The 20390-nt window shown below is 66.4% G+C and carries 24 protein-coding genes, 1 tRNA gene and 1 pseudogene; 14 read left to right on the top strand and 12 right to left on the bottom strand.

The features are described 5' to 3' along the window. Positions 1 to 14: 14 nt before the first annotated feature. From budA to arfB, 3 genes are all read right to left on the bottom strand, one after another. Positions 15 to 758, bottom strand: coding sequence for an acetolactate decarboxylase (budA, locus tag QNO12_RS12360; protein WP_257503000.1), 744 nt, complete (start codon positions 756 to 758; stop codon positions 15 to 17). A 9-nt stretch (positions 759 to 767) separates the two neighbouring features. Then, on the bottom strand, positions 768 to 989 hold the full coding sequence (locus tag QNO12_RS12355) for a hypothetical protein (RefSeq protein ID WP_257502999.1): 222 nt from the start codon (positions 987 to 989) through the stop codon (positions 768 to 770). Positions 990 to 1158: 169 nt separating this feature from the next. Next, a complete protein-coding gene (gene arfB / locus QNO12_RS12350) occupies positions 1159 to 1596 on the bottom strand; it encodes an alternative ribosome rescue aminoacyl-tRNA hydrolase ArfB (protein ID WP_257502998.1) in 438 nt (145 codons plus the stop codon). A gap of 23 nt (positions 1597 to 1619) precedes the next feature. On the opposite strand from arfB, the pseudogene QNO12_RS12345 reads away from it, so the two are divergent. Beyond that, positions 1620 to 1691 (top strand): annotated as a pseudogene (locus QNO12_RS12345) (VOC family protein); the annotation flags it as partial. Positions 1692 to 1716: 25 nt separating this feature from the next. On the opposite strand, the gene QNO12_RS12340 reads toward QNO12_RS12345, so the two are convergent. The 4 genes from QNO12_RS12340 to QNO12_RS12325 all read right to left on the bottom strand — a co-directional run bounded on the left by QNO12_RS12340 (position 1717) and on the right by QNO12_RS12325 (position 4581). Then, positions 1717 to 2124 (bottom strand): VOC family protein, encoded by a 408-nt coding sequence (locus tag QNO12_RS12340; RefSeq protein ID WP_257502997.1) that lies wholly within the window; start codon positions 2122 to 2124, stop codon positions 1717 to 1719. Positions 2125 to 2167: 43 nt separating this feature from the next. Beyond that, complete coding sequence (locus tag QNO12_RS12335; RefSeq protein WP_257502996.1) at positions 2168 to 3055, bottom strand: aldo/keto reductase; 888 nt, start codon at positions 3053 to 3055, stop codon at positions 2168 to 2170. Between the two features lie 142 nt (positions 3056 to 3197). Then, positions 3198 to 3653: a hypothetical protein gene (locus tag QNO12_RS12330; RefSeq protein WP_257503237.1), complete on the bottom strand. Its 456-nt coding sequence runs from the start codon at positions 3651 to 3653 to the stop codon at positions 3198 to 3200. 43 nt (positions 3654 to 3696) lie between these two features. After that, entirely contained in the window at positions 3697 to 4581 is an 885-nt protein-coding gene (locus QNO12_RS12325) for an META domain-containing protein (protein ID WP_257502995.1), read from the bottom strand. Between the two features lie 209 nt (positions 4582 to 4790). Here QNO12_RS12325 and QNO12_RS12320 point away from each other — a divergent pair, with 209 nt between their 5' ends. The 4 genes from QNO12_RS12320 to nhaA all read left to right on the top strand — a co-directional run bounded on the left by QNO12_RS12320 (position 4791) and on the right by nhaA (position 8220). Further along, positions 4791 to 5462 carry a VOC family protein gene (locus tag QNO12_RS12320; RefSeq protein WP_257502994.1) on the top strand — a complete coding sequence of 224 codons (672 nt, stop codon included), beginning with the start codon at positions 4791 to 4793 and terminating at the stop codon, positions 5460 to 5462. A gap of 68 nt (positions 5463 to 5530) precedes the next feature. Then, entirely contained in the window at positions 5531 to 6367 is an 837-nt protein-coding gene (locus QNO12_RS12315; protein ID WP_257502993.1) for an alpha/beta fold hydrolase, read from the top strand. A 225-nt stretch (positions 6368 to 6592) separates the two neighbouring features. Continuing rightward, positions 6593 to 6736 (top strand): hypothetical protein, encoded by a 144-nt coding sequence (locus tag QNO12_RS12310; RefSeq protein ID WP_257502992.1) that lies wholly within the window; start codon positions 6593 to 6595, stop codon positions 6734 to 6736. Between the two features lie 113 nt (positions 6737 to 6849). Continuing rightward, on the top strand, positions 6850 to 8220 hold the full coding sequence (nhaA, locus tag QNO12_RS12305; protein ID WP_257502991.1) for a Na+/H+ antiporter NhaA: 1371 nt from the start codon (positions 6850 to 6852) through the stop codon (positions 8218 to 8220). A 61-nt stretch (positions 8221 to 8281) separates the two neighbouring features. On the opposite strand, the gene QNO12_RS12300 is transcribed toward nhaA, so the two are convergent. Then, positions 8282 to 9553 carry a phage tail protein gene (locus tag QNO12_RS12300; protein ID WP_257503236.1) on the bottom strand — a complete coding sequence of 424 codons (1272 nt, stop codon included), beginning with the start codon at positions 9551 to 9553 and terminating at the stop codon, positions 8282 to 8284. Positions 9554 to 9843: 290 nt separating this feature from the next. Beyond that, complete coding sequence (locus QNO12_RS12295) at positions 9844 to 10539, bottom strand: DedA family protein (protein WP_257502990.1); 696 nt, start codon at positions 10537 to 10539, stop codon at positions 9844 to 9846. Positions 10540 to 10849: 310 nt separating this feature from the next. Here QNO12_RS12295 and QNO12_RS12290 point away from each other — a divergent pair, with 310 nt between their 5' ends. The 6 genes from QNO12_RS12290 to QNO12_RS12265 all read left to right on the top strand — a co-directional run bounded on the left by QNO12_RS12290 (position 10850) and on the right by QNO12_RS12265 (position 15992). After that, positions 10850 to 11500: a 4a-hydroxytetrahydrobiopterin dehydratase gene (locus tag QNO12_RS12290; protein ID WP_257502989.1), complete on the top strand. Its 651-nt coding sequence runs from the start codon at positions 10850 to 10852 to the stop codon at positions 11498 to 11500. Between the two features lie 280 nt (positions 11501 to 11780). Beyond that, positions 11781 to 11963 (top strand): hypothetical protein, encoded by a 183-nt coding sequence (locus tag QNO12_RS12285; protein ID WP_257502988.1) that lies wholly within the window; start codon positions 11781 to 11783, stop codon positions 11961 to 11963. A 220-nt stretch (positions 11964 to 12183) separates the two neighbouring features. Next, positions 12184 to 12885: a GAF and ANTAR domain-containing protein gene (locus QNO12_RS12280; protein ID WP_285177986.1), complete on the top strand. Its 702-nt coding sequence runs from the start codon at positions 12184 to 12186 to the stop codon at positions 12883 to 12885. Positions 12886 to 12916: 31 nt separating this feature from the next. Beyond that, the gene (locus tag QNO12_RS12275; RefSeq protein WP_257502986.1) at positions 12917 to 13654 is read left to right on the top strand and encodes a GAF and ANTAR domain-containing protein; all 738 of its coding nucleotides are present in this window, start codon (positions 12917 to 12919) and stop codon (positions 13652 to 13654) included. A 572-nt stretch (positions 13655 to 14226) separates the two neighbouring features. Continuing rightward, entirely contained in the window at positions 14227 to 15420 is a 1194-nt protein-coding gene (locus tag QNO12_RS12270) for an AAA family ATPase (RefSeq protein ID WP_257502985.1), read from the top strand. A gap of 86 nt (positions 15421 to 15506) precedes the next feature. Then, complete coding sequence (locus QNO12_RS12265) at positions 15507 to 15992, top strand: hypothetical protein (RefSeq protein WP_350338518.1); 486 nt, start codon at positions 15507 to 15509, stop codon at positions 15990 to 15992. A 104-nt stretch (positions 15993 to 16096) separates the two neighbouring features. Here the strand turns inward: QNO12_RS12265 and QNO12_RS12260 are convergent, their stop codons facing one another. Together QNO12_RS12260 and QNO12_RS12255 are read right to left on the bottom strand one after the other, a co-directional pair. After that, positions 16097 to 16855 (bottom strand): hypothetical protein, encoded by a 759-nt coding sequence (locus tag QNO12_RS12260; protein ID WP_257502984.1) that lies wholly within the window; start codon positions 16853 to 16855, stop codon positions 16097 to 16099. Then, positions 16852 to 17058: a hypothetical protein gene (locus QNO12_RS12255; protein ID WP_257502983.1), complete on the bottom strand. Its 207-nt coding sequence runs from the start codon at positions 17056 to 17058 to the stop codon at positions 16852 to 16854. The genes QNO12_RS12260 and QNO12_RS12255 overlap by 4 nt, the downstream gene beginning before the upstream one ends. A 292-nt stretch (positions 17059 to 17350) precedes the next feature. Here QNO12_RS12255 and QNO12_RS12250 point away from each other — a divergent pair, with 292 nt between their 5' ends. The 3 genes from QNO12_RS12250 to QNO12_RS12240 all read left to right on the top strand — a co-directional run bounded on the left by QNO12_RS12250 (position 17351) and on the right by QNO12_RS12240 (position 20248). Beyond that, the gene (locus QNO12_RS12250) at positions 17351 to 17587 is read left to right on the top strand and encodes a tyrosine-type recombinase/integrase (RefSeq protein WP_257502982.1); all 237 of its coding nucleotides are present in this window, start codon (positions 17351 to 17353) and stop codon (positions 17585 to 17587) included. Between the two features lie 178 nt (positions 17588 to 17765). Next, positions 17766 to 18941, top strand: a complete 1176-nt coding sequence (locus QNO12_RS12245; RefSeq protein WP_257524820.1) for an IS481 family transposase — start codon at positions 17766 to 17768, stop codon at positions 18939 to 18941. 131 nt (positions 18942 to 19072) lie between these two features. Next, complete coding sequence (locus tag QNO12_RS12240; protein WP_257524820.1) at positions 19073 to 20248, top strand: IS481 family transposase; 1176 nt, start codon at positions 19073 to 19075, stop codon at positions 20246 to 20248. Positions 20249 to 20292: 44 nt separating this feature from the next. Here QNO12_RS12240 and QNO12_RS12235 read toward each other — a convergent pair. Beyond that, positions 20293 to 20380: transfer RNA gene (locus QNO12_RS12235), tRNA-Ser, on the bottom strand. Positions 20381 to 20390: the final 10 nt, after the last annotated feature.

Below are 20390 nucleotides of genomic sequence, written 5' to 3'. Positions count from 1 at the left end.
GACGTCGTATCGTCCTAGCGGGCGGGGGAGACGGCGCCGCCCTCGACCGCAACGATGCGATGGTCCTCGTCGTGGGTCAGCTCGGTGCGGAGGAAGTGCTCGTCGGTTGGCAGGCGCAGGTCGAAGCGCGAGTATGCCGCGAGCTTGAGCTCCGCAGCGCCGATGATCACATCCAGGACGTGACCGCCGATGCTGCGATCGTCGGCGATGAAGTGGACGTGCAGGCCCGCGACGGTGACGCCCTGGTAGATGGCCGGAGCCCAGAAGCCCACCAGCGTGCCGCGCGCATCGGCGATGACGGTCTCGATCTGGCCCTTCGTGACCTCGGCGAGGGGGCGGAAGGGGTGCTCCTGACGCTGCGTGACCCGAACCCGGACGGCGGTGAAGACACCGTCGACGCGGACCGCGTGGAAGAGGTTTCTGCTGACGAGCCGGTCCTCGACCTGGGCCGTGAATGCAGAAAGGTCCGCGCCCGTGATGGGCTGCGCCGAGACGGTGTGGAACCGGCAGACATCCACGAACGGGAGGATCTGCTCATCGGTCATGCGATCCGGCCGCTCGTCGATGGTGCACTCGAACACGTCGCCATCCAGGATGATGACCTCGCCGCCGAGGCTCTCACAACAGCCGATGCCGAAGTCGCCGAGTGCTCGCACCTCTCCGACCGGGATGCCGGAGTCGTATGCACCCGCCAGCAATGCGTCGAGGACGGCGAACTGGGTTACCGCGGCATCCGCGAGGCGCTGTTCAGTGGTCACGATGCGAGGCTATCGCGCGATGGCGCGCCGTTCGCTCGCGACGGATCCGCCCCTACCCGTCAGGGTCTGCCTGCGTACCAGATCGGTGTTGCCCACGGCCCGCACGGACTGCTCGGCGACACCGGATGAGACGACCGCTCCGGTCTCGTCGATGCCGTACTGGCCGCCCACGTAGATCGTCGTGGCGCCGGGCGGGACGACGGCCGCATGACGGAACGCAGGGCTGGCCACGAGCCCCAGCGGCTGGTCAGCGAGATGTTCATGCCACCGATGGTGGCACCGGTCACCGACAGTCGCGTGCCGCGGTCAGCGCGTCGCCGGCAGTCGAATGCCGCGCTAAACGGCGCCGCGCCCGCGTTCGCCCCTGAGCGCGAGGTGTTCGCGGCCCGCGGCAGTGAGATCACTCGGGCGGCGGACGGCGCAGCCGCTTGAGGTCGGTGCGCCGCTTCTTCGCGGACAGGCGCCGCTCCTTCGCACCCCGGCTGGGTCTCGTCGGTCGTCGTGCCGGCGCGGGCGGTCGGAGGGCGTCGGACACGACCTCGGTCAGGCGAGCGCGCGCGGCATCCCGGTTGCGCAGTTGCGCGCGATGCTCGGATGCTGTGATCGTCAGCACGCCGTTGACCAGACGGCCGCTCAGGTTCTCGAGGAGCCGCTGTCGTTGGACCGGCGAGAGCGCTGCCGAGGACGCCGCATCCCATACCAGCTCCGCACGGGAGTCGGCCGTGTTCACGCCCTGCCCGCCCGGTCCCGACGAGCGGGAGAATCGCCAGGACAGCTCGGACTCCGGGATCGTCAATCCGGAGCCGATCCGAAGTCCGGGCCGATGGGCAGCAGGCATGGACCCATCATCCTCTTGCCGGCGGGTCCCCCCACGCCGTCGTCTTCGAGACGACTCCGATCGCGTTCGCGCTGCGCGAGGTCCTCCCCGGCACCGGCCGAGGCCGGCGACAGGAGCGGACTACGAACTGGTGCCCTCGGCCGACGGACGCCTCCGCTGCCGCCAGCCTGGCCAGCCGGTCGCGTCGATCACGCAGAACCGGTTGCCCTCCGGGTCCTGCATGATCACGTAGTCCGCGTCCGGCGGCCGCTTGTCCCACGGGACCGGTGTCGCTCCCAGGCCGAGCAGTCGACCGACTTCGGCGGCCTGGTCCTGCGCGTACAGATCCAAGTGGATGCGCGGCGGCAGAATCCGCTCTGACGGGTGCGCGTCCAGCGACACGTTCGGTCCGCTCCCGTCGGTCGGCTCGAGCAGAGCGAAGTCCTCGTCGATCGGCTCGCGCACCGAGTAGTTCAGCGCGGCCGACCAGAAGCGGATCTGCTCGGCAAGGTCGTCCACCCGGATGACGACGGACCCGACGATCAGCATCGCCTCGCCGCCGTGGCCGGAACGTCCGCGGTGACCACCGTCTTCAGTCGATTCCCACCGCGCGGGACAGCGCGGCGATCTCGTCGGCGCTCAGCTCCAGGTGCGCGGCAGCCGTTGAATCCACGATCGATGCAGGGCGGCGGGCACCGGGGATGGGAATGACGTGCGGATCCAGCGCCAACTCCCAGGCGAGGACGACCTGCTGCGGGCTGACCCCGTGTTCCTGGCCGATCTGACGGAAGAGGGTGAACCGGTCTCCGACGCCTCGAGCTCCGCCACCGGTGCCGCCGAGCGGACTCCAGGGAAGGAAGGCGATGCCGTGTCGCCCGCAGTAGTGCAACTCGTCGATGCTCCCGGGATGCCGGGGAGAGAACTCGTTCTGCACGCTTGCGAGATTGCCCTCGCCGAGCACCTGTTGCGCGATCTCGATCTCTTCGATGCTCGCATTGGAGATGCCGACGGCGCGGATGAGCCCCTCCTGTTGCAGGCCGGCCAGCGTGCTCATCACGTCGCCGTAGACCAGCGTGCGGTCGGGCCGGTGGTACTGGTAGAGGTCGATCACGTCGACGCCGAGGTTCTCGAGCGACGTCTCGACGGCTCGACGCAGATACTCGGCGGAACCGTCACGCCCCCACACCTCGCCCGCGTTGCGGGTGATGCCGCCCTTGGTTGCGACGAGTATGCCCGAGCTGTCGCCGCTCCAGCTGCGCACCGCCTCGGCGACGATGCGCTCGTTGTGGCCCATCTGGTCCCAGGACGGCGCGTAGCAGTCCGCGGTGTCGATGAGGGTCACGCCGGCGTCGAGGGCAGCGTGCACAGTCGCGACGGCATCCTCGTGCGAGGGGATCTGATTGTCGTTGTTCATCGACAGGGGCATGGCGCCCAGCCCGATCGCGGATACCTGCCGGCCCGCCAGCGTGCGCTGCTGCATGTGTCGCTCCTTGTGTTCGGTTCTCCGCAACGGCCGAGCATGCGCTCGTGGGCCGTCCGCCCGACAGTTTAGGTCGCGGTGGTTGCGCTTTCGACTCGGCCAGCGGCCGGCTTCGGCGGCGGTCGGGCCGTGCCGTCGATCCTCAGCTTGGTGCGGCGGCGCGGGCGATCAGAAGTGAGGCCGGGATGTGACCGGCCGCGAGGACGAGTGCTGACCCGATCACCCACAAGTTCCCGAGCCACGCCCCGGTGGCGGCGAAGATCACCACCGGCAGTATCGCCATGGGGACCGGCACTTTCCACGCTGCTGCGTACGGGAGTGCGCTGGTACGCCCGGCTGCGAGATATCGCGCCCAGAGGGCGTAATACCCGACGAGGCCGATCCCCACCACGACCGCCGCCCACGGCCACCGCTGCGGTCCCGGTTCGGTGATCACCGGGATGACCAGACAGAGCGCCTGCCCGGCGCGTTCCAGCCAGCTGAGGATCCCCGGCAACCGCACCGGCGGGAAACCTCCGCGTGGCGGCAGCCACAGCAGGAGCGCATTGGGCGCCAGGACGGCGAGTGCGACGATCAGGCCCAGCGGCGAGAACCCCATCTGCGGCACTCGCCTTCTCCGGTGATGACGCTGGAGGTCACGTTCAGCGCGCGGCGCCTGGTTCGAGGCGTCCCAGCTCCGAGCCGGTCGAATCCAGCAGAACGAGGGTGTGCCCATCGAATCCTGCCAGCCGCGCGGATGCGACCCAGGCCGGCACGGGGACGCCGTCGCAGCCGATGAGGGTGCTGACGCCTGCGGTGGCGAGGAAAGCGCCGTCCACCCCGAGCACCCAGCGCCCGGTGCCGCCGTTGCATCCGTCCGAACCGGCCCAGGACCCGTCCGGCGCGAACTGGGCGTGCGCATCACTGGCCGTTCCGGATGCCGGCACCCATCCGCCGACCAGGCTCGACGTGTCCGCCGCGATCAGCGGGTCAGGCAGAGCGGGAGGTTCGGTGAAATACGCCCGCGTCCGCTCCGTCACCACCGGCGCGCGGGCGTACTGCTCCGCGATCGTCGGAAGGGTACCGGGAGCACCATCCTCACGCAGGCTCGCAACGGGCACGCCGTCCCGGTCTCGGAACTCCCAGCCCTCATCTGTCCGCTGGTACGTCGTCGCTGCGGCAAGCCACGCCACATCGGGCGGCACTCCGTCCGTGGCGCACTCGCCGGCAGCGCCCCATGTCGACGCGGTGATGATGCCGCCGCCTGCCTGCCAGGACCCGAGGAGCGGTCCGCACTCGCGCCACAGATGCAGCTCACCGGCGTCGAGCCGGAGCCAGGTGTCGGGACTCTCGGCTTCGGCGCCCGACACCCGCCACAGCCCGACGAGATCGACCGCGTCACCGTGGGCAGGCGGGGGGAGCGCGGCGTCCGCGCGCGGCACGGCGGACGCGCATCCTGCGAGCGTCACCACCACCGCCACCGCAGCGATCACCACAGCCCCACGGCGGCGGACACCGCGGCTGCGCGGTATGGATCGGGAAACCATGGCTCGAGCATACGACGGCGCTCCGCTCGCCCACCGGTGCAGTCCGAACGGGGCTCACCGGCACGCCGAGCGAGCACTGAGGTAGGTCGGACGGATGCGGGCGGCAGCAGATCACCCTGACCGCTCGCGGTGACCTTCCAGTACCGTGGAGTGCACGCAGGTCCTCGCTCGTCAGCGGGAGGCGCCTGCAGCCTGCAAAGGAGTCGCCAATGACCGAATCCGCGCGCCGTCCAGGCTGGATCTCCGCGGCAGAGTTCCATCGGGCGGGGACTGTTCGGCACTGGCGTGTCACGAGCACCGGCCCGCAGGCCGTGTTCACTGCGACCTCCCTCTCCCACTCCGCCAGCCTGATGGGCCCTGTCGTCGCCGCCGCGGAGCGATTCGGCGTGCTGCCCGACGTGGACGTGCGTCCCGAGGGGGTCGTCGTGCGCATCCCATACCGCGGCGCGGACGGCATCCCCGCCGCTGCCACGGAGTTCGCGGCGGCCGTCTCCCGGGCTGCCGACGAATTGGGGCTGCCCGCCGACCCTTCGATGGCCCAGTCGATCGGCATCTACGTCGCCCAGCATTCCGGCGCCGACGTACGGCCGTTCTTCATGGCGGCGCTGGGCTACGAGCAACTGGGCGAGACGGACGCTGTCGACCCCCTCCGGTGCGGCCCGCAGTTGGCGTTCAACCCGATCACCGGCGACGTGGCGGCCAGAGGCCGCACACATCTGGATGTCTTCGTGCCGGCTGACCAGGCGCGGGCGCGAGTCGAGGCGGCGCTCGCCGCCGGGGGCAGGCTCGCTGACGAATCCAACGCGCCAGCGTGGTGGTCGCTCGCGTCGCCGGACAATCACGGCGTTGACATCGCGTCCTGGACCGACACCTACGAGTAAGGACCACCCGGCGACGGGCAGCAACGCGAGGGGTTGAGGGGCGGACGAGTGTCTGCGACCGTGGACGAATGACGGATCAGACTCGCCCCGCTTCGGCCGCCGAGACCGGCTACGTGCAACTGGACGAACTTCGCATGTACTACGAAGTCCACGGCGATCGCGGTGACAGTGCGCCGCTGGTGCTCTTGCACGGCGGATTGTTCGACATCGATCAGCAGTTCGGCGCGCTCATTCCCGACCTCGCCGCACGGAGGCGGGTGATCGCGGTGGACTTCCAGGGACACGGGCGCACGAACGACATCGACCGGCCGTTCTCCGCGGCGGCATTCGCCGGTGACGTGTCGGGCGTGCTGGATCACCTGCGCGTGCGGGATGCCGACATCTGGGGGTTCAGCGTCGGCGGCGCCGTCGCGCTGGAACTGGCCATCAACCACCCAGCGCGGGTTCGGAAGCTGATCGTCTCCTCGACACCGTTCGCCGCCTCAGGTGCGCGCGGCTCCGAAAACGCGGATGCGGTGGCAGCGATGACCGTGGACATGATCGCCGGCACCCCGATGGAAGCCGCCTACTTCGACAAGTCGCCGCATCCGGATCGCGACCATCTCCAGAGGCTCCTGGACAAGCTCGGTGCGACCTACGAACACGGCTTTCCTGATCGCACCGAAGCGGAGATCCGCGCGATCGAGGCGCCGACGCTGATCACCGTGGGGGATGCCGACATGGTCTCGCTCGAGCACGGCGTCGAGTTCCTGCGCCTTCGCGGCGGTGACGTCAACGGCGACCTCGTCGGCGTTCCGGCATCCCACCTCGCCGTCTTCCCCGGGACGACGCACTTCTTCGGACTGGCGCGGACGGACCTCGTTCGGGACGTCGTCAACGGCTTCCTGGACGCATCGTCCGCCTAGCGCCTTCTCTCCATCGTCTCCGTCGGCCGAGGTCACCGGATCACCGGGGACCGACGGATGCGGGCAAGATGAGTGCGTGTTCGAGAACTTCACCGTTGCAGACCTCGAAGCGCGCCGTCGCCGGCGACATGGCGCAGCTGATGAGCGCCCTCGGCCACGACCGGTTTCACGCTCTGGCTCCCTGAGGTGGACGCAGCATTCGCGCGGCGGTCTGGAGCCGCTTTTGTGGCCAGCGGCAGCACGCTATCGGCCATCGAAGAGACGCTCGCCCGGGTGCTGGAGGACGAAATCTCCCGGGGTGTGACGCGTGAGCGTCGGGCCGGGCTCACGCCGTCCGAGGAGATGGCGGTGCTTCGGGCGGTGCGCTGACGCGTCCGGATGCCGTTCGGCTCGGCCGAACGGCGAACGCTCGATATGCTGGGATCGGCGCGTCGGGAAGTCTGGTCGACATTTTCCTTGTCGACCGACCCGAATGGCCAGTGATGACGCGATCGCATGCGCGCCCCTCCTCTTCCATCTTTCCTGAGCGCGGCACTTTCGCCGAAGCCAGTCGGATCGGCAAGATCCTGCGGAAGGAGGCCGTCGGCGGAGCCCTTCTCGTGGCGGCGGCGCTCATCGCGGTGATCTGGGCGAACAGCCCGGCCGCCGATGGGTACTTCGCCCTGCGTGACTTCCGCATCGGCTACGAGCCGTGGCATCTGGAGTTGTCACTGGGGGTCTGGGCCGCTGACGGACTCTTGGCGATCTTCTTCTTCCTGGTGGGGCTGGAACTCAAGCGCGAGGTCGTCGTCGGCGATCTGCGACAGTTTCGCACGGCAATCGTTCCCGTCGCCGCCGCCGTCGGCGGGGTCATCGTCCCGGCGGCCATCTACGGCGCTGTTGTCGCGCAGCAGCCCAACCTCGCGGTGGGGTGGGCGATCCCCACGGCAACCGACATCGCCTTCGCGGTGGCCGTCCTCGCGATAGTCGGCTCGCATCTGCCGACTCCGCTGCGGATCTTCCTGCTGACGCTGGCGGTGGTGGACGACCTGATCGCGATCCTCATCATCGCGATCTTCTATACGAGCGAGATCGACCTGGGCGCCCTCTTCGTCGCGGTCGTGATGATCGCTGGCTACGGCTTCATCGCACAGAGGTATCAGAAGGTGTTCCATCTGAAGCCTGCCGCGGCCTGGCTGATCCTGCTCCCGATCGGATTCGCCGCATGGGCGTTCATGCACGCGTCCGGGGTGCACGCCACCATCGCGGGCGTCGCGCTCGCGTTCACCATCCCCGTGCGGCCGCCGAAGGGGCCCGTGCTCTCGGCGCGGTCCGGCGGGCTGGCCGAGGAGTTCGAACACCGCTTCCGGCCGTTGTCGGCGGGATTCGCCGTGCCAGTGTTCGCCTTCTTCGCCGCCGGTGTCGCACTGGGTGGAATCGACGGCATCGTACGAGCCGCGACGGACCCGGTGACGCTGGGTGTCGTCGCCGGACTCGTCCTCGGCAAGCCCCTGGGAATCGTTTTGACGACCCGTCTGCTCACCGCCGTCACCCGCGCCCGTCTGGACCCCGCGCTGCGGTGGATCGACCTGATCGGCGTCGGCATCCTCGCGGGAATCGGCTTCACCGTGTCGCTGCTCATCGCCGACCTCAGCTTCGGCCCCGACAGCTTGCACAACGACGACGCAAAGATCGCGATCATGATCGCCTCCGTGATCGCGTCGCTGGTCGCCTCTGTCATCCTGCTCACGCGCAACCGCCAGTACAAGCGCATCGCGGCAGCGGACGCCGTCGACGCAGATCGGGACGGCGTCCCGGATGTCTATCAGGGCGCCGAGAGCGAGCCCGAACCGGGCACCTCAGTGAGTCGGTGACTTTCGCCGTCAGCTGCCGCCGGCGCGAAGGAGGGCGCTCGGGGCAGCACCCGCCTCGGCGCTAGTCGAGTACGGGGTATTGGCCCTCAGTGCACATCGCCCCTGTCAGGGGCTGACCCGGGTCATCCAACGTTGCGGGGGTGAATGTGTCGGCGCCGTCTCCCCCATATGTGTAACCGATCAACGAGAACAGGGCCTGGTTCGTGCTCACCGGGAGGAGATCCGGCAAACGTTGCTCGGGAGTCCACGCGGTGAACCAATTGGTGGGCGTTCCAGATGTCGCCCAGTACCCGGTTTCCGATAGATAACACGCCCCGACAGGTCCGTCGTTGCTCCAGACGTTCGCATCTGACGTGCAGACCTGGTAACTCGTCCCGGTGGGCGAAGGGAGGTTGGGCGTCCCGAACGTGGTGACGCCGTCGCCGCCGAACAGGGTGCCGCTGTAGCCGAACAACGCTGGGTACTGGTTGACCGGCAGTTCCTGGCCGTTCGCCAGGGCAAATCCGTAGACCGGGGTTTCCTGGGCGAAGAGTTGAACCTGGCTGACGATGCAACTGTTCTTACTCTGCTCGTCAGGGTCGGTCTCGGCCGGGTCGATGCCGCCGGTGGCGCAGACCAGCGCGTGCAGGTCCGGACCGATACCGGCAACCGTCGGCATCTGGAAGGTGGTGGCGTCTGCGCCGAACCGGTCTCCGAGAACCGCATACAGTTCCGGGTAGTTCGCGGTCCGAACGGAGCTGCCGTCTGCGGGAACGTACCCCTCGGGTGTGAGGGATGCCGGGAAGTGGTCGATCTCGCCGGTGTAGCCGCAGCCGGTGTTCATCGTCGCGTTGTCGATGAACAGTGACGCAGCCCCGAAAGAACCCGCGATACCGTCGTCATCCGTTCGACCGATCAGCTGTACCGCGATCCGCATCGTCCGACTGTCGCGGTCATACGTGGGCACGCCCAGCTCGACGATGAGAGGGGCTTCGAACTTTCCGCCTGCGACGGTCAGCACCGCGTTCGGAGGAACGTCCTCGAAGCCCAGGTCGGCCCAGCCTGAGACCAGAGCGTCCGTCGAGATGGTGCCCCCGTCTCGGGCGGGGCGGTCCGAGAACCAGGTTGTCTGCCGCGCGGTGTGATCCAGAGTCAGGGTGAACGCGGAATCGGTCGAGCCCTCGATGGCTTCGAGTTCGCCGGAATCGGCCTGCAGGGCGAAAAGGAGACTGTCATTGCTGGGCAGGGTGCTCAGTGAAGCCGCCTCCGCCTCCGCCTCCGCTGGGCGCTCGCTCAGGCCCCGTTCATCCGCATCGGTACATGCCGCCAACGGAACAACCAAGGCGAGCAGCATCACGAGCAGTGCCGAGCGTTTCATCATGAGAGCTTCCGATCGAGGGGACGGTGGCTCTCCATGAGTGCCCGGTGGCCACATTCTATATGCAGCATGAGCACCAGCACGCCGATGACGGGTTGGTCCTTGACGGTCGTATCAGCTCGACTGGTGCCGCCGCGACCGAGCTGGGGCTCGCAGAACTTCTCACTGGCTTTTGTGCGGACGATAGCGTTCGGCGTGAATTGTGGGAACGCCCGTTGCGTCAAGACGTGCGTTGGCGCGGTGATTCACGGGTCGGCCGGCAGCCCCTAGCTCGTCATATCGTCGATCGCTGCGGTGTCGGCTCGCGCCCGCCTGCTGCGTGGAGTGGTCGCTTCGCGAATGCGGCGCAGGATGAGGACGACCACCGCGAGGCCGAGGGCGGCGTAGACGACGTAATCAAGGTAGGAGAGGTAGTGCTCCAGCCGTTCGTGCTGTGTACCGAGCGCGGCACCGACGCCGATGAGGAGCGCGTTCCAGGTGCCGCTGCCGATGACCGTGTACAGGCTGAAACGGGCCAGGTTCATTCGGGACGCGCCCGCGGGCAGGGAGATGAGGCTTCTCACGCCGGGGACGAGCCTTCCCACCAGGACGGTCCAGCCGCCGCTGCGTAGGAACCAGTGTGCTCCTCGGTCCAAGTCGGATCTGCTGACCAGTCTTGTCGCGGCCAGCCATGTCACGGCCCGTTCCATCCCGATCGTGGCGCCCAGCCAGTAGAGAAGCAGCGCGCCGATCCAGGACGCCAGGGTGCTCCAGAAGATCAGCCACCCCAGGGTGAGGTTTCCGGTCTGGCTGAGGTAGCCCGCGAAGGGCAGAATCACTTCGCTCGGAATGGGAGGGATCAGAACTTCGATGAAGACCAGGACGCCGACGCCGAAATCACCCAGTGCGGTGAGGACGTCAGCGGCGAATCCGGTCAGGCCCGTGAATCCGTGATCAATGGCAATGGCAGTGGCAGCGTTCATGACGGCCCGTCTCTGTCGTTGTCGGTCCTGACGGATCGTAGGCGGCTCAGATGAACCGGACCTGATGGTGAGCCCACAGACGCGAGTCGCATCATGCTGACTGGCGCGACTCGCTCAGGGCGCGAAAACGGCTCTGACGCAGCCGTCCTGCTTCTCTTTGAGCATCTCGTAGCCCTTCGGTGCGCCGCCGTTTTCGCGCCCATCTTCCCTCCTTCGTGAGAAGTACGCGTGGCACAGGCGGGTCAGGGTCGGATGTCGGACTCGTCGACTACTGTGGCGTCACGTTTCGCAGGATGTGGCGGGAGGGCTCATGGCTGAATCGATCAGCGCCAAGCAGTTCCATGACGAGAACGGAACAGCCGGCTGGCACGTCCTGTACGGGGGTGCGCAGACGGTCTTCCCGACTGGCTCGTTCGCGACGGGAGTTGAGTTCGTCCGACGCATCGCACTGGCGGCGGCGTCGGTGGGTCGCGAGCCCGACATCGACCTCCGACCTGAGGCCGTGGTCGTCCGTACTGCATCCACGCCGGGCGGGCGACTTGACACCGTCGATGTGGAACTTGTGCGGCGCGTCTCGGCCATCGCCGCTGATCTCGGCCTCGCACCCGACCCGTCTCAGCTGCACACGATTCAGATCGCCATCGCCGAAGCGGAGGGCGCGAGCACCCGCGACTTTTGGATCGCGGCGCTGGGGTATGAGTCGCTCGGCGGATTCGTCGTAGACCCGCTACGCCGCGGACCGCGGATGTGGTTCGACGAGATCTCGATGCCGGGGCGGGGTCGCACCCATATCGACGTGGCCGTACCGAGTAACCGTGCGGACGAGCGCGTTGCCGCAGTCGTCCGGGCGGGAGGACGGCTCGCGGATGACTCCCACGCACCACAGTGGTGGACGTTTGCGTCGCCGGAGAACCACGGTGTGGACATCGCCGCATGGGGAGATGTCGACGAGGGCGCGTAATCACGTGTTCACAGAAGCAGCAGCCAGCGGCGCCACAGACGGCCGCAACCCACTGACCGGCGGCGACACAGCCTGGGCGGGTTCACCGAAGGCCATCTATCGACCGAAAGAAGCGGCTTGGCCGCGTGTCCGGACGGCTTCGAGATCGTTCGGTGGCAGTTATCCGCATTACGGCTGGCGGACAGGACGAGGTCGGAGGACAATAGCATCACGACGCTTGGCCCCCGAGACCCCGGGACGCGTATCCGGAACCCGTCCGCACCGCTGTAAAGGGGTCATAGTGATCATCAGGCATACCGCTGAGGAGTGGCGCGGGATCCGCGCGCGGCTCCAGACCATCGTCAACGATCCCAGCGAGACGATCGCTCGCAGAGCTGAGGCGCGACGCATCCTCACTATGCGACCGCACGTGCAACCCGCGCAAGCGGACGCGGATCTCTTCGCCATCGAGTACGGCCTGTAGTCAGCCGAATCACGCGCAATCCTGTTGCGGACTGTCGCGGTCGGCCTGATCCCCACCAGAGCGCCTTGATCGCGTCCCGGCGGATAGCGTTCTTGGGTCGGTCGCGGCTGGACGGCGCGGAGGGTCGATGAAGGCCGACCCTGTAGAGTCAGGGCTACGACGCCCAGTCCCCGCGTTCCGGTAGTCGGTGTTCGCCTGCTGGTTGGGAAACGAGGGGCTCATGGTGGGAGCTGGTGGCGGTACCGGCGGCGACGACCAGCTGGCTTCGGATGAATTGCACGCCAGCTTCGTGGCGCGTCTACCCGTCGATGGAGCGTCGGTGTCGGTGGTGACCGTGGCCGGGAACCATTCCACGGTGTCCTCCAGCGGTGCGCTGGCCGCGCGTCTCGAGCAGTTGCAATACGACCTCGGAGAGGGCCCGCATTTCCGGGCGCTGGCGCTCGGGAAGCCCGTGCTGGTGCCCGATGTGCGATCAGCCGACCACTCATGGTGGCCGATGTTCGGACACGCCGTTGTGCTGACCGAGGCGAGGGCGATGTTCTCATTCCCGTTGCGCATTGGCGCGGCAACCGTGGGAGTCGTTGACTTGTACCGCCTCAAACCGGGCGATCTTTCCGACCTCGATGTCGCCCACGCGATAGCGCTCGCCGGAGCTGCCGCGGGGAAAGCCGCGGCGTATGCGGTCGCAGATGCGAAAAGCGATGAACGGCAGGATTCGGCGCGGGTTGCGGGGACGCGGCGTCATGTCCATCAAGCGACCGGCATGGTGTCAGTCCAACTCGGCACTTCGGTTACGGACGCGTTCGCCCGGCTTCGCGGGCATGCGTACGCCACCGGGCGGAGCGTGGATGAGGTCGCCCGTGACGTGGTGACACGGGTCCTGGACTTCACCGAGCCCCTAACGGGTAGCGAGACAGCCTGATCCGCAGGACACTGGACGAAGGACAACGATGATGGCTAAGAAATCGCGGGATGCCCGACTCAGCGCCGCATTTGTGAAGCTTGCGGACACGTTGGTCGACGACTACGACGTGGTCGACCTGCTCGACACGCTGGTGCAACAGTGCACCCTCCTGGTCGATTCCGAGGCAGGGGGGTTGCTGATCGCCGACACGGATGGGTGGTTACAGCTGATCGCCTCCACCAATGAAGAGGCCGAGTTCGTGGAAATCATTCAGCTGAACGCCGGCGAGGGACCGTGCGTGGAGGCATACACGACCGGCAAGGGCGTGACGATCGCGGACATCTCTCAGGAAGACCGGTGGTCGGCGTTCTGTGACGCGGCGACCAGGCACGGCTTCCAGTCGATGCACGCATTCCCGTTGCGGTTACGCGGTCAAACGATCGGCGCGATGGGCCTTTTCAGCGTCGCCACCGGCGAGCTCAGCGAGCCGGATCTCGCGATCGCCCAGGCTCTCGCCGATGTCGCCACCATTGGCATCCTCCAAGAACGTTCCCTCCGCGACTCCACACTGGTCGCTGAGCAACTACAGCGCGCCCTGGACAGCAGGGTCATCATTGAGCAAGCCAAGGGCGTTATCGCCGCGCAAACCGGCGCTGACATGCACGCCTCGTTCACCATCCTCCGCGACTACGCCCGCCACAACCAACTCAAACTCAGCGTCGTCGCCGAGCAAGTCGCCGAACGCACCCTCAACCTCCCAACGAGCAGTCGCGTCGCAACCGAGTAGCCCCCACGGTATGGCGGAGCCGCCATGGCTGGGGAGCACGGATGGCACCAGGCTTCACAAGGGGTCGAAATCGGCCTTAACTGTGTCAGGGGGCGCGTCACGCGACGTTGACGGACGGAAAATCCCTTGAAAGCACTGGGATCGGAGCGGCGGAGGATGGGGGATTCGAACTGTGAAGTCCACGCATCTATTAGGATGCATTGCGGGCCTCAGAACACCCGCCCATCAGGCATTTACGAGTACATGTCGAGCTTGGTTGCGTAGCTAGATACGTCCTCATGCACGGTCGGTAATGCATGAAATCATGCATGGTGATGCATCAGCCGCGTACGCGAGAGTGGCCTGACCGCTATTTCTAGGTGCGAATGTGACCACTTCCGCATGCCTTGACAACGTTCGGCGTCATCGCCGTCGACGATCGGGCGCCGCCGCTCTGACGGTTTCCTGCTCGCTAACAGCCCTCGTCGATTCCGAGTCGGAGCCAGGACTCTCAGGCATCGCCTCGGCACCGATGCAACGCGCAACGAGAACTTGCCTCAGGACGATTTCGACGGCTGAGATACTCTGACGCGATGAGCATCGCTGACGTCTCCGCTGAGGAGCAAGTCGAGTCCGGCCGGACGATTCCAGTCAGATTCACCGCTTTGGAGTTGACCAACTTCTTGTCCTACAAGCACGCTCGACTTGAACTCGCCGACTTGATCGCGCTAGTCGGGCCGAACGCGAGCGGGAAATCTAATCTCGTTGCGGCGATCAAGCTTCTTCGTGAAATCCCCATCCACGGCTTGCCCGTCGCTCTGGCGCGTCGCGGCGGCTTCGATCAGCTTCGCCATAGGAGTTCCGGCCACCCGTACGACCCAAGCTTGCGGATCGAGTTTCACACCATCGGAAGCGACCGAGAATCGTTCTACGAGATCAAGCTGGGCGCAGTAAATCCCAGGTCGTACCGCGTCAAGTCTGAGGTCGCACAAGTATGGATCGGCGATCGAAGATTCAGCCTCTCAAGCGACGGCAGCAAGGTGACCTCTGAAGAACCAGATGAGGAGTCGAAGAGTGGGATTCGTCGTCACACCTTCCCCGTGCCGCCCGGGCAGAGCGCGATGTCAGCGTCCGGCGGATTCGCAGGATTCATCGTAAGTCAGGTCTTGCAGACGATGCAGACCGTGGAGATAAACCCGGCGATGGTGGCGGACCTACAGTTGCCGTCGTCCCAGCGCGACTTCGAGCCGGACGGATCGAATGCGACAAGTCTTTTCGAGCTGCTGAGCCCCGAGAGTCGTGCTGAGTTAATCGACGAATTGAGCGCGCTCGTGCCAGGCATCGTTCGTGTTGAGATTCAGCGGTTGGCCGATCGGCAGACTTTCCGATTCACGCAAAGTCAGGAGAGCGGAAATCGGGCGTTCTACGCGAAGCAGATGTCGGACGGCACTTTGCGTGCGTTCAGCATCTTGCTCGCTATGAAGCAGCCCGCTCGCCCGAACCTCCTCGTGATTGAAGAACCGGAGGTAGCAATCCACCTGGGCGCGCTTCGCACCTTGATGGACATCCTGGCGCAGGAGTCGGAGCGCTCTCAGATAGTCGTCACGACACACAGCGCCGACATCGTGGACTCGATTGACGTCGAGTCGCTCCGGGTTGTCTGGGGGGAGAATGGTCAATCGCATGTCGGCGTCGTCGCGCCCCACACCGTCGCGACGGTGCGTTCCGGACTAGTAACGCCCGGCGAGCTACTCCGGTCAGACGCGCTTGACGTGGACGCGCTTTGACCGCGTCATATGAAGCGCCGCACGTCGGCCTCGTGGTCGAAGGTGCTGGCGATCGTAATGCGGCGCCGGTCCTCCTGCGAAAACACATGGAGTCACTCGGCGTCTTCGCGGACATGCTCGGCAAGGCAATCCCTGCCCACGGCAGGGACAAGGCGCTCGTCGATGGCGGCCTAGAAAAGTTCGTCGCTGCGGCGGCGGCGCGTCCTGGATGCGTCGGCGTTTTCGTCCTACTCGACGGCGAGGGCGATTGTGTTGCACAACTCGGAGTCGACCTGGCGCGCCGCGCCGCCTCCGCGACGGGCAAGCCTGTCGTCATAGCCCTTGCTGACGGTGACTTCGAAGACTGGATATACGCCTCTGCAGAAACGCTTGAGCTCGACTTGACCTACGAAGAGACGATGAGCGGTCAGACTTCGATCAAGGGCGCCTTGCATCCTTCGAAGTACGTCAAGCCCACTTGGCAGCCGCGTCTTACGTCTCGAATGGATCTTGACGTGGCACGCGGAAGAAGTCCAAGCCTCGACCGCGCCCTCCTGCGATTCGAAGCGCTGCTCATGCTTGTGCTGCCTTGAGTCAGCGCGTTTGTCCGTGAGGTTGATCCAAGCCGGTGATGCGTCGGCGACTGCTTCCGATCTCCCGCCGACCGTGAATATTGCATAGGGGCTGTCGATCGCTGCTAGCGCAACGTGAATCCGCCGAGCGCGGTTGCCACTGTCTCGACCGGCGCGTGGTCGTGATTCGGACGGCGGTCGGAGCGGATCGCCGACGCCGCGTCGGTGCGCCCCGCCAGGGCGTCGGCGATCCGGTCTGAGAACGCCGCGGTCTCGCGAGCGCGATCGGCGTTGCGCGCACGCATGCGCGCATCGAGGGCAGCCCCGACGGCGTTGTCGGTCGTCCCTAGGCGCCCGGCCTCGGGGCTGTACGACCACAGCGCGTCGGGCGTGACGACATGCAGGATTCGCGCCGACGGATACGACGGATCGTCGACGACGGCGACGGCGAACATAGTCGCGGTATCGACCTCGCGCACGGGACCGGTAGCGAGGCTGGACGTGAACCGGGAGCCGCTGACGCGCGTTTCGACCGAGAGCCCGCTGATTCCGTCGGCGAGGTATCCGAACAGGTGATCGACGGCGGTGAATGTGTCGTGCAAGCTCCACACGGCGTCGAATCCATGCCTCGACGATTCGCTCGCGATCCCGTCCGCGATCAGGTCGGCGGCGCGGGCCGGTCCTGTGTGCTCGGCGAGTAGCAGCGGCGGAAGTCGGTTCAGGAACGCGTGCGGCGTGAATCGTTCGAGGTGCGTCGGAGACCGCTCGCCCCAGGGCGCCGGGCGCCCGACGATCGCGATCCCGCCGGTCGCAGCGATCCCATTCGCAACGTCGAGCAGGCGAGGATGAACGGTCGGCGCTTCGGCGACTGTCAGGCGAGTCATGATGCGCCCCCCACTCGGGCGACGTCGGCGGCCGTCAGGTCGGCCTCGACGTCGTCCGAGTCTTCCAACAGGCGCGTGATCAAGGCGTCCTGTGCGGCCGCGCGCGTTCGACCGTCGGGAAGCAGGTCGAGGCGTCGCGCGGCGGCCTCGATCCCAGGGGCGCAGTCCGCACACACGGCGGCGAGTCGATCGCGGACGCTCACGACGCGGAACCTAGCGCGCATGTCACGCACGCCGCACGCGTCGCACGGGATGATGTGCGTCCGCTCGAACGCGACGCGCCGCTCGCGTCCGTCTACGCGTTGCCGGGCGTCCCGCAGGCGGGCGCTGTGCGCCCACTCGGCGTACGGTACAGGTTCGCGCCCGGTCGTCGATCCGTCGATCCGCCCGTTCCGCCCCGACAGTCGCGTGACTTCGCGATAGCCGATCGGCCCCTTTTCGTAAACGTCGAGGGCGCCGACACCCGCCGAGGCCGAGGCGGCGTCACGACGCGTTGTGGCGCACCGTGTCGCGCTCGGGGCGGATGCCCCCGGCCCGCTCACGCTGAAGGGACTACGTCACACGCATGCGACGCTTCTCATGGAAGCGGGCGTGAATCCGAAGATCGTTCAGGAACGCCTCGGACACGCCGATATTTCCATGACGATGGACATTTACAGCCACGTGACGCCGACGATGCAGAGGGGCGCCGTGGACACGCTCCGCGGTCTCATGGCGGGCGCGGGCGGCTGACGCCAAACCCGCTAATGCATGAATTCATGCATTAGGCCTGATCGGGCGTCCTGCGCACGCAGGAAACACCTGATCGGGCCTTGTTCCAGATTGGCGGAGGATAGGGTGCCTGGGTTCACGACATATGTCACAGGTGATGTGTCGCTCATGTCTCGGGTCATAGGTCACAGTCCGATGCATGTCGAAGCATCGGGTCGTGGTCTTGAAGATCGTCGCTGGGCAGCTCACCGTGGCCGCGGCGGCCGAGCAGTATGGGTTGTCGCGGAGGCAGCTTCATCGGTTGCTGGCCCGTTACCGGGAGGACGGTATCGACGCCGTCGATCCGCAGTCGCGGCGACCGAAGACGAATCCGCACGCGACACCCCCCGAGGTTGTCGAACGCGTCGTACAGCTCCGCGCTGAACTGATCGCTCGCGGGTTCGATGCCGGGCCGGTCACGATCTCCTGGCATCTGGACCGCGAAGGGTTGCACGCCCCGTCACACGCGACGATCCACCGCATCCTGACTCGAGCAGGGCTGATCACCCCGGAGCCGCGTAAGCGCCCGCGTTCCTCGTACGTCCGGTTCGAAGCCGCCCAACCGAACGAGACCTGGCAATCCGACTTCACCCACTGGCGCCTGAACGACGGAACCGACATGGAGATCCTGAACTGGCTCGATGACCACTCCCGGCTCCTGCTGTCCTGCACCGCCCACACCCCCGTCACCGGTGACGATGTCGTGACCACGTTCCTGACTGCGACCGACAAACACGGGATCCCCGCCTCGACTCTCACCGACAACGGCAGGGTCTATACGGCACGGTTCGGCGGAGGACGCAACGCGTTCGAACACCTCCTGCCCGTCCTCGGGGTCAAGCAGAAGAACGGCTCACCCGGACACCCGCAGACCCAGGGCAAGATCGAACGGTTCCATCAGACCCAGAAGCGCTGGCTCGCCCAGCAGCCCACCGCGACCACGATCCTCGAGCTCCAAGCACAGCTGGACCGGTTCCGCGTCGCATACAACAACCACCGCCCGCACCGAGCCCTGGATCGCGCAACTCCCTCACAGGCATACGCAGCGACCGCCAAAGCGCTCCCTGCCGAGGGACGACTGCCCGACCGATACCGGCTGCGCTACGACCGCGTCGACACCGACGGCCACGTCAGCATCCGACGCGCCGGCCGCATGCACCACCTCGGCATCGGACGACACCACACCGGCAAACGCATCCTCGCGATCAGCGACGAAACCACCGTCACCGTGACCCACCTCGAAACCGGCGAAATCCTCAGCGAACACCACATAAACCCCGCCCAGGGCTACTGGCGCAACCAACTCACCCCACCCGGCCGCTGGCCCCACAAATGACAGATGTCTCGCGACATATGAGACATATGTCGCGAGACATCACATGGCGGAGGATAGGGTGCCTGGGTTCACGACATATGTCACAGGTGATGTGTCGCTCATGTCTCGGGTCATAGGTCACAGTCCGATGCATGTCGAAGCATCGGGTCGTGGTCTTGAAGATCGTCGCTGGGCAGCTCACCGTGGCCGCGGCGGCCGAGCAGTATGGGTTGTCGCGGAGGCAGCTTCATCGGTTGCTGGCCCGTTACCGGGAGGACGGTATCGACGCCGTCGATCCGCAGTCGCGGCGACCGAAGACGAATCCGCACGCGACACCCCCCGAGGTTGTCGAACGCGTCGTACAGCTCCGCGCTGAACTGATCGCTCGCGGGTTCGATGCCGGGCCGGTCACGATCTCCTGGCATCTGGACCGCGAAGGGTTGCACGCCCCGTCACACGCGACGATCCACCGCATCCTGACTCGAGCAGGGCTGATCACCCCGGAGCCGCGTAAGCGCCCGCGTTCCTCGTACGTCCGGTTCGAAGCCGCCCAACCGAACGAGACCTGGCAATCCGACTTCACCCACTGGCGCCTGAACGACGGAACCGACATGGAGATCCTGAACTGGCTCGATGACCACTCCCGGCTCCTGCTGTCCTGCACCGCCCACACCCCCGTCACCGGTGACGATGTCGTGACCACGTTCCTGACTGCGACCGACAAACACGGGATCCCCGCCTCGACTCTCACCGACAACGGCAGGGTCTATACGGCACGGTTCGGCGGAGGACGCAACGCGTTCGAACACCTCCTGCCCGTCCTCGGGGTCAAGCAGAAGAACGGCTCACCCGGACACCCGCAGACCCAGGGCAAGATCGAACGGTTCCATCAGACCCAGAAGCGCTGGCTCGCCCAGCAGCCCACCGCGACCACGATCCTCGAGCTCCAAGCACAGCTGGACCGGTTCCGCGTCGCATACAACAACCACCGCCCGCACCGAGCCCTGGATCGCGCAACTCCCTCACAGGCATACGCAGCGACCGCCAAAGCGCTCCCTGCCGAGGGACGACTGCCCGACCGATACCGGCTGCGCTACGACCGCGTCGACACCGACGGCCACGTCAGCATCCGACGCGCCGGCCGCATGCACCACCTCGGCATCGGACGACACCACACCGGCAAACGCATCCTCGCGATCAGCGACGAAACCACCGTCACCGTGACCCACCTCGAAACCGGCGAAATCCTCAGCGAACACCACATAAACCCCGCCCAGGGCTACTGGCGCAACCAACTCACCCCACCCGGCCGCTGGCCCCACAAATGACAGATGTCTCGCGACATATGAGACATATGTCGCGAGACATCACATGGCGGAGGATAGGGGATTCGAACCCCTGAGAGCTTTCACTCAACACGCTTTCCAAGCGTGCGCCATAGGCCACTAGGCGAATCCTCCGTGGCCCTTG

Source organism: Microbacterium sp. zg-B185, from assembly GCF_030246885.1.
GTDB lineage: Bacteria > Actinomycetota > Actinomycetes > Actinomycetales > Microbacteriaceae > Microbacterium.
This window is presented reverse-complemented; position numbering and strand designations above follow the sequence as displayed.

What these genes read in the sequence shown, in the direction of transcription:
- QNO12_RS12265 (WP_350338518.1), top strand. Translation starts at nt 15,507, where the DNA reads ATGGAGTCACTCGGCGTCTTCGCGGACATGCTCGGCAAGGCAATCCCT.
- QNO12_RS12325 (WP_257502995.1), bottom strand. Translation starts at nt 4,581, where the DNA reads ATGGTTTCCCGATCCATACCGCGCAGCCGCGGTGTCCGCCGCCGTGGG.
- QNO12_RS12280 (WP_285177986.1), top strand. Translation starts at nt 12,184, where the DNA reads ATGGTGGGAGCTGGTGGCGGTACCGGCGGCGACGACCAGCTGGCTTCG.
- QNO12_RS12295 (WP_257502990.1), bottom strand. Translation starts at nt 10,539, where the DNA reads ATGAACGCTGCCACTGCCATTGCCATTGATCACGGATTCACGGGCCTG.
- QNO12_RS12240 (WP_257524820.1), top strand. Translation starts at nt 19,073, where the DNA reads ATGTCGAAGCATCGGGTCGTGGTCTTGAAGATCGTCGCTGGGCAGCTC.
- QNO12_RS12245 (WP_257524820.1), top strand. Translation starts at nt 17,766, where the DNA reads ATGTCGAAGCATCGGGTCGTGGTCTTGAAGATCGTCGCTGGGCAGCTC.
- QNO12_RS12320 (WP_257502994.1), top strand. Translation starts at nt 4,791, where the DNA reads ATGACCGAATCCGCGCGCCGTCCAGGCTGGATCTCCGCGGCAGAGTTC.
- arfB (WP_257502998.1), bottom strand. Translation starts at nt 1,596, where the DNA reads ATGCCTGCTGCCCATCGGCCCGGACTTCGGATCGGCTCCGGATTGACG.
- QNO12_RS12300 (WP_257503236.1), bottom strand. Translation starts at nt 9,553, where the DNA reads ATGCTGCTCGCCTTGGTTGTTCCGTTGGCGGCATGTACCGATGCGGAT.
- QNO12_RS12335 (WP_257502996.1), bottom strand. Translation starts at nt 3,055, where the DNA reads ATGCAGCAGCGCACGCTGGCGGGCCGGCAGGTATCCGCGATCGGGCTG.
- QNO12_RS12340 (WP_257502997.1), bottom strand. Translation starts at nt 2,124, where the DNA reads ATGCTGATCGTCGGGTCCGTCGTCATCCGGGTGGACGACCTTGCCGAG.
- QNO12_RS12315 (WP_257502993.1), top strand. Translation starts at nt 5,531, where the DNA reads ATGACGGATCAGACTCGCCCCGCTTCGGCCGCCGAGACCGGCTACGTG.
- QNO12_RS12270 (WP_257502985.1), top strand. Translation starts at nt 14,227, where the DNA reads ATGAGCATCGCTGACGTCTCCGCTGAGGAGCAAGTCGAGTCCGGCCGG.
- nhaA (WP_257502991.1), top strand. Translation starts at nt 6,850, where the DNA reads ATGACGCGATCGCATGCGCGCCCCTCCTCTTCCATCTTTCCTGAGCGC.
- QNO12_RS12330 (WP_257503237.1), bottom strand. Translation starts at nt 3,653, where the DNA reads ATGGGGTTCTCGCCGCTGGGCCTGATCGTCGCACTCGCCGTCCTGGCG.
- QNO12_RS12290 (WP_257502989.1), top strand. Translation starts at nt 10,850, where the DNA reads ATGGCTGAATCGATCAGCGCCAAGCAGTTCCATGACGAGAACGGAACA.
- QNO12_RS12260 (WP_257502984.1), bottom strand. Translation starts at nt 16,855, where the DNA reads ATGACTCGCCTGACAGTCGCCGAAGCGCCGACCGTTCATCCTCGCCTG.
- QNO12_RS12275 (WP_257502986.1), top strand. Translation starts at nt 12,917, where the DNA reads ATGGCTAAGAAATCGCGGGATGCCCGACTCAGCGCCGCATTTGTGAAG.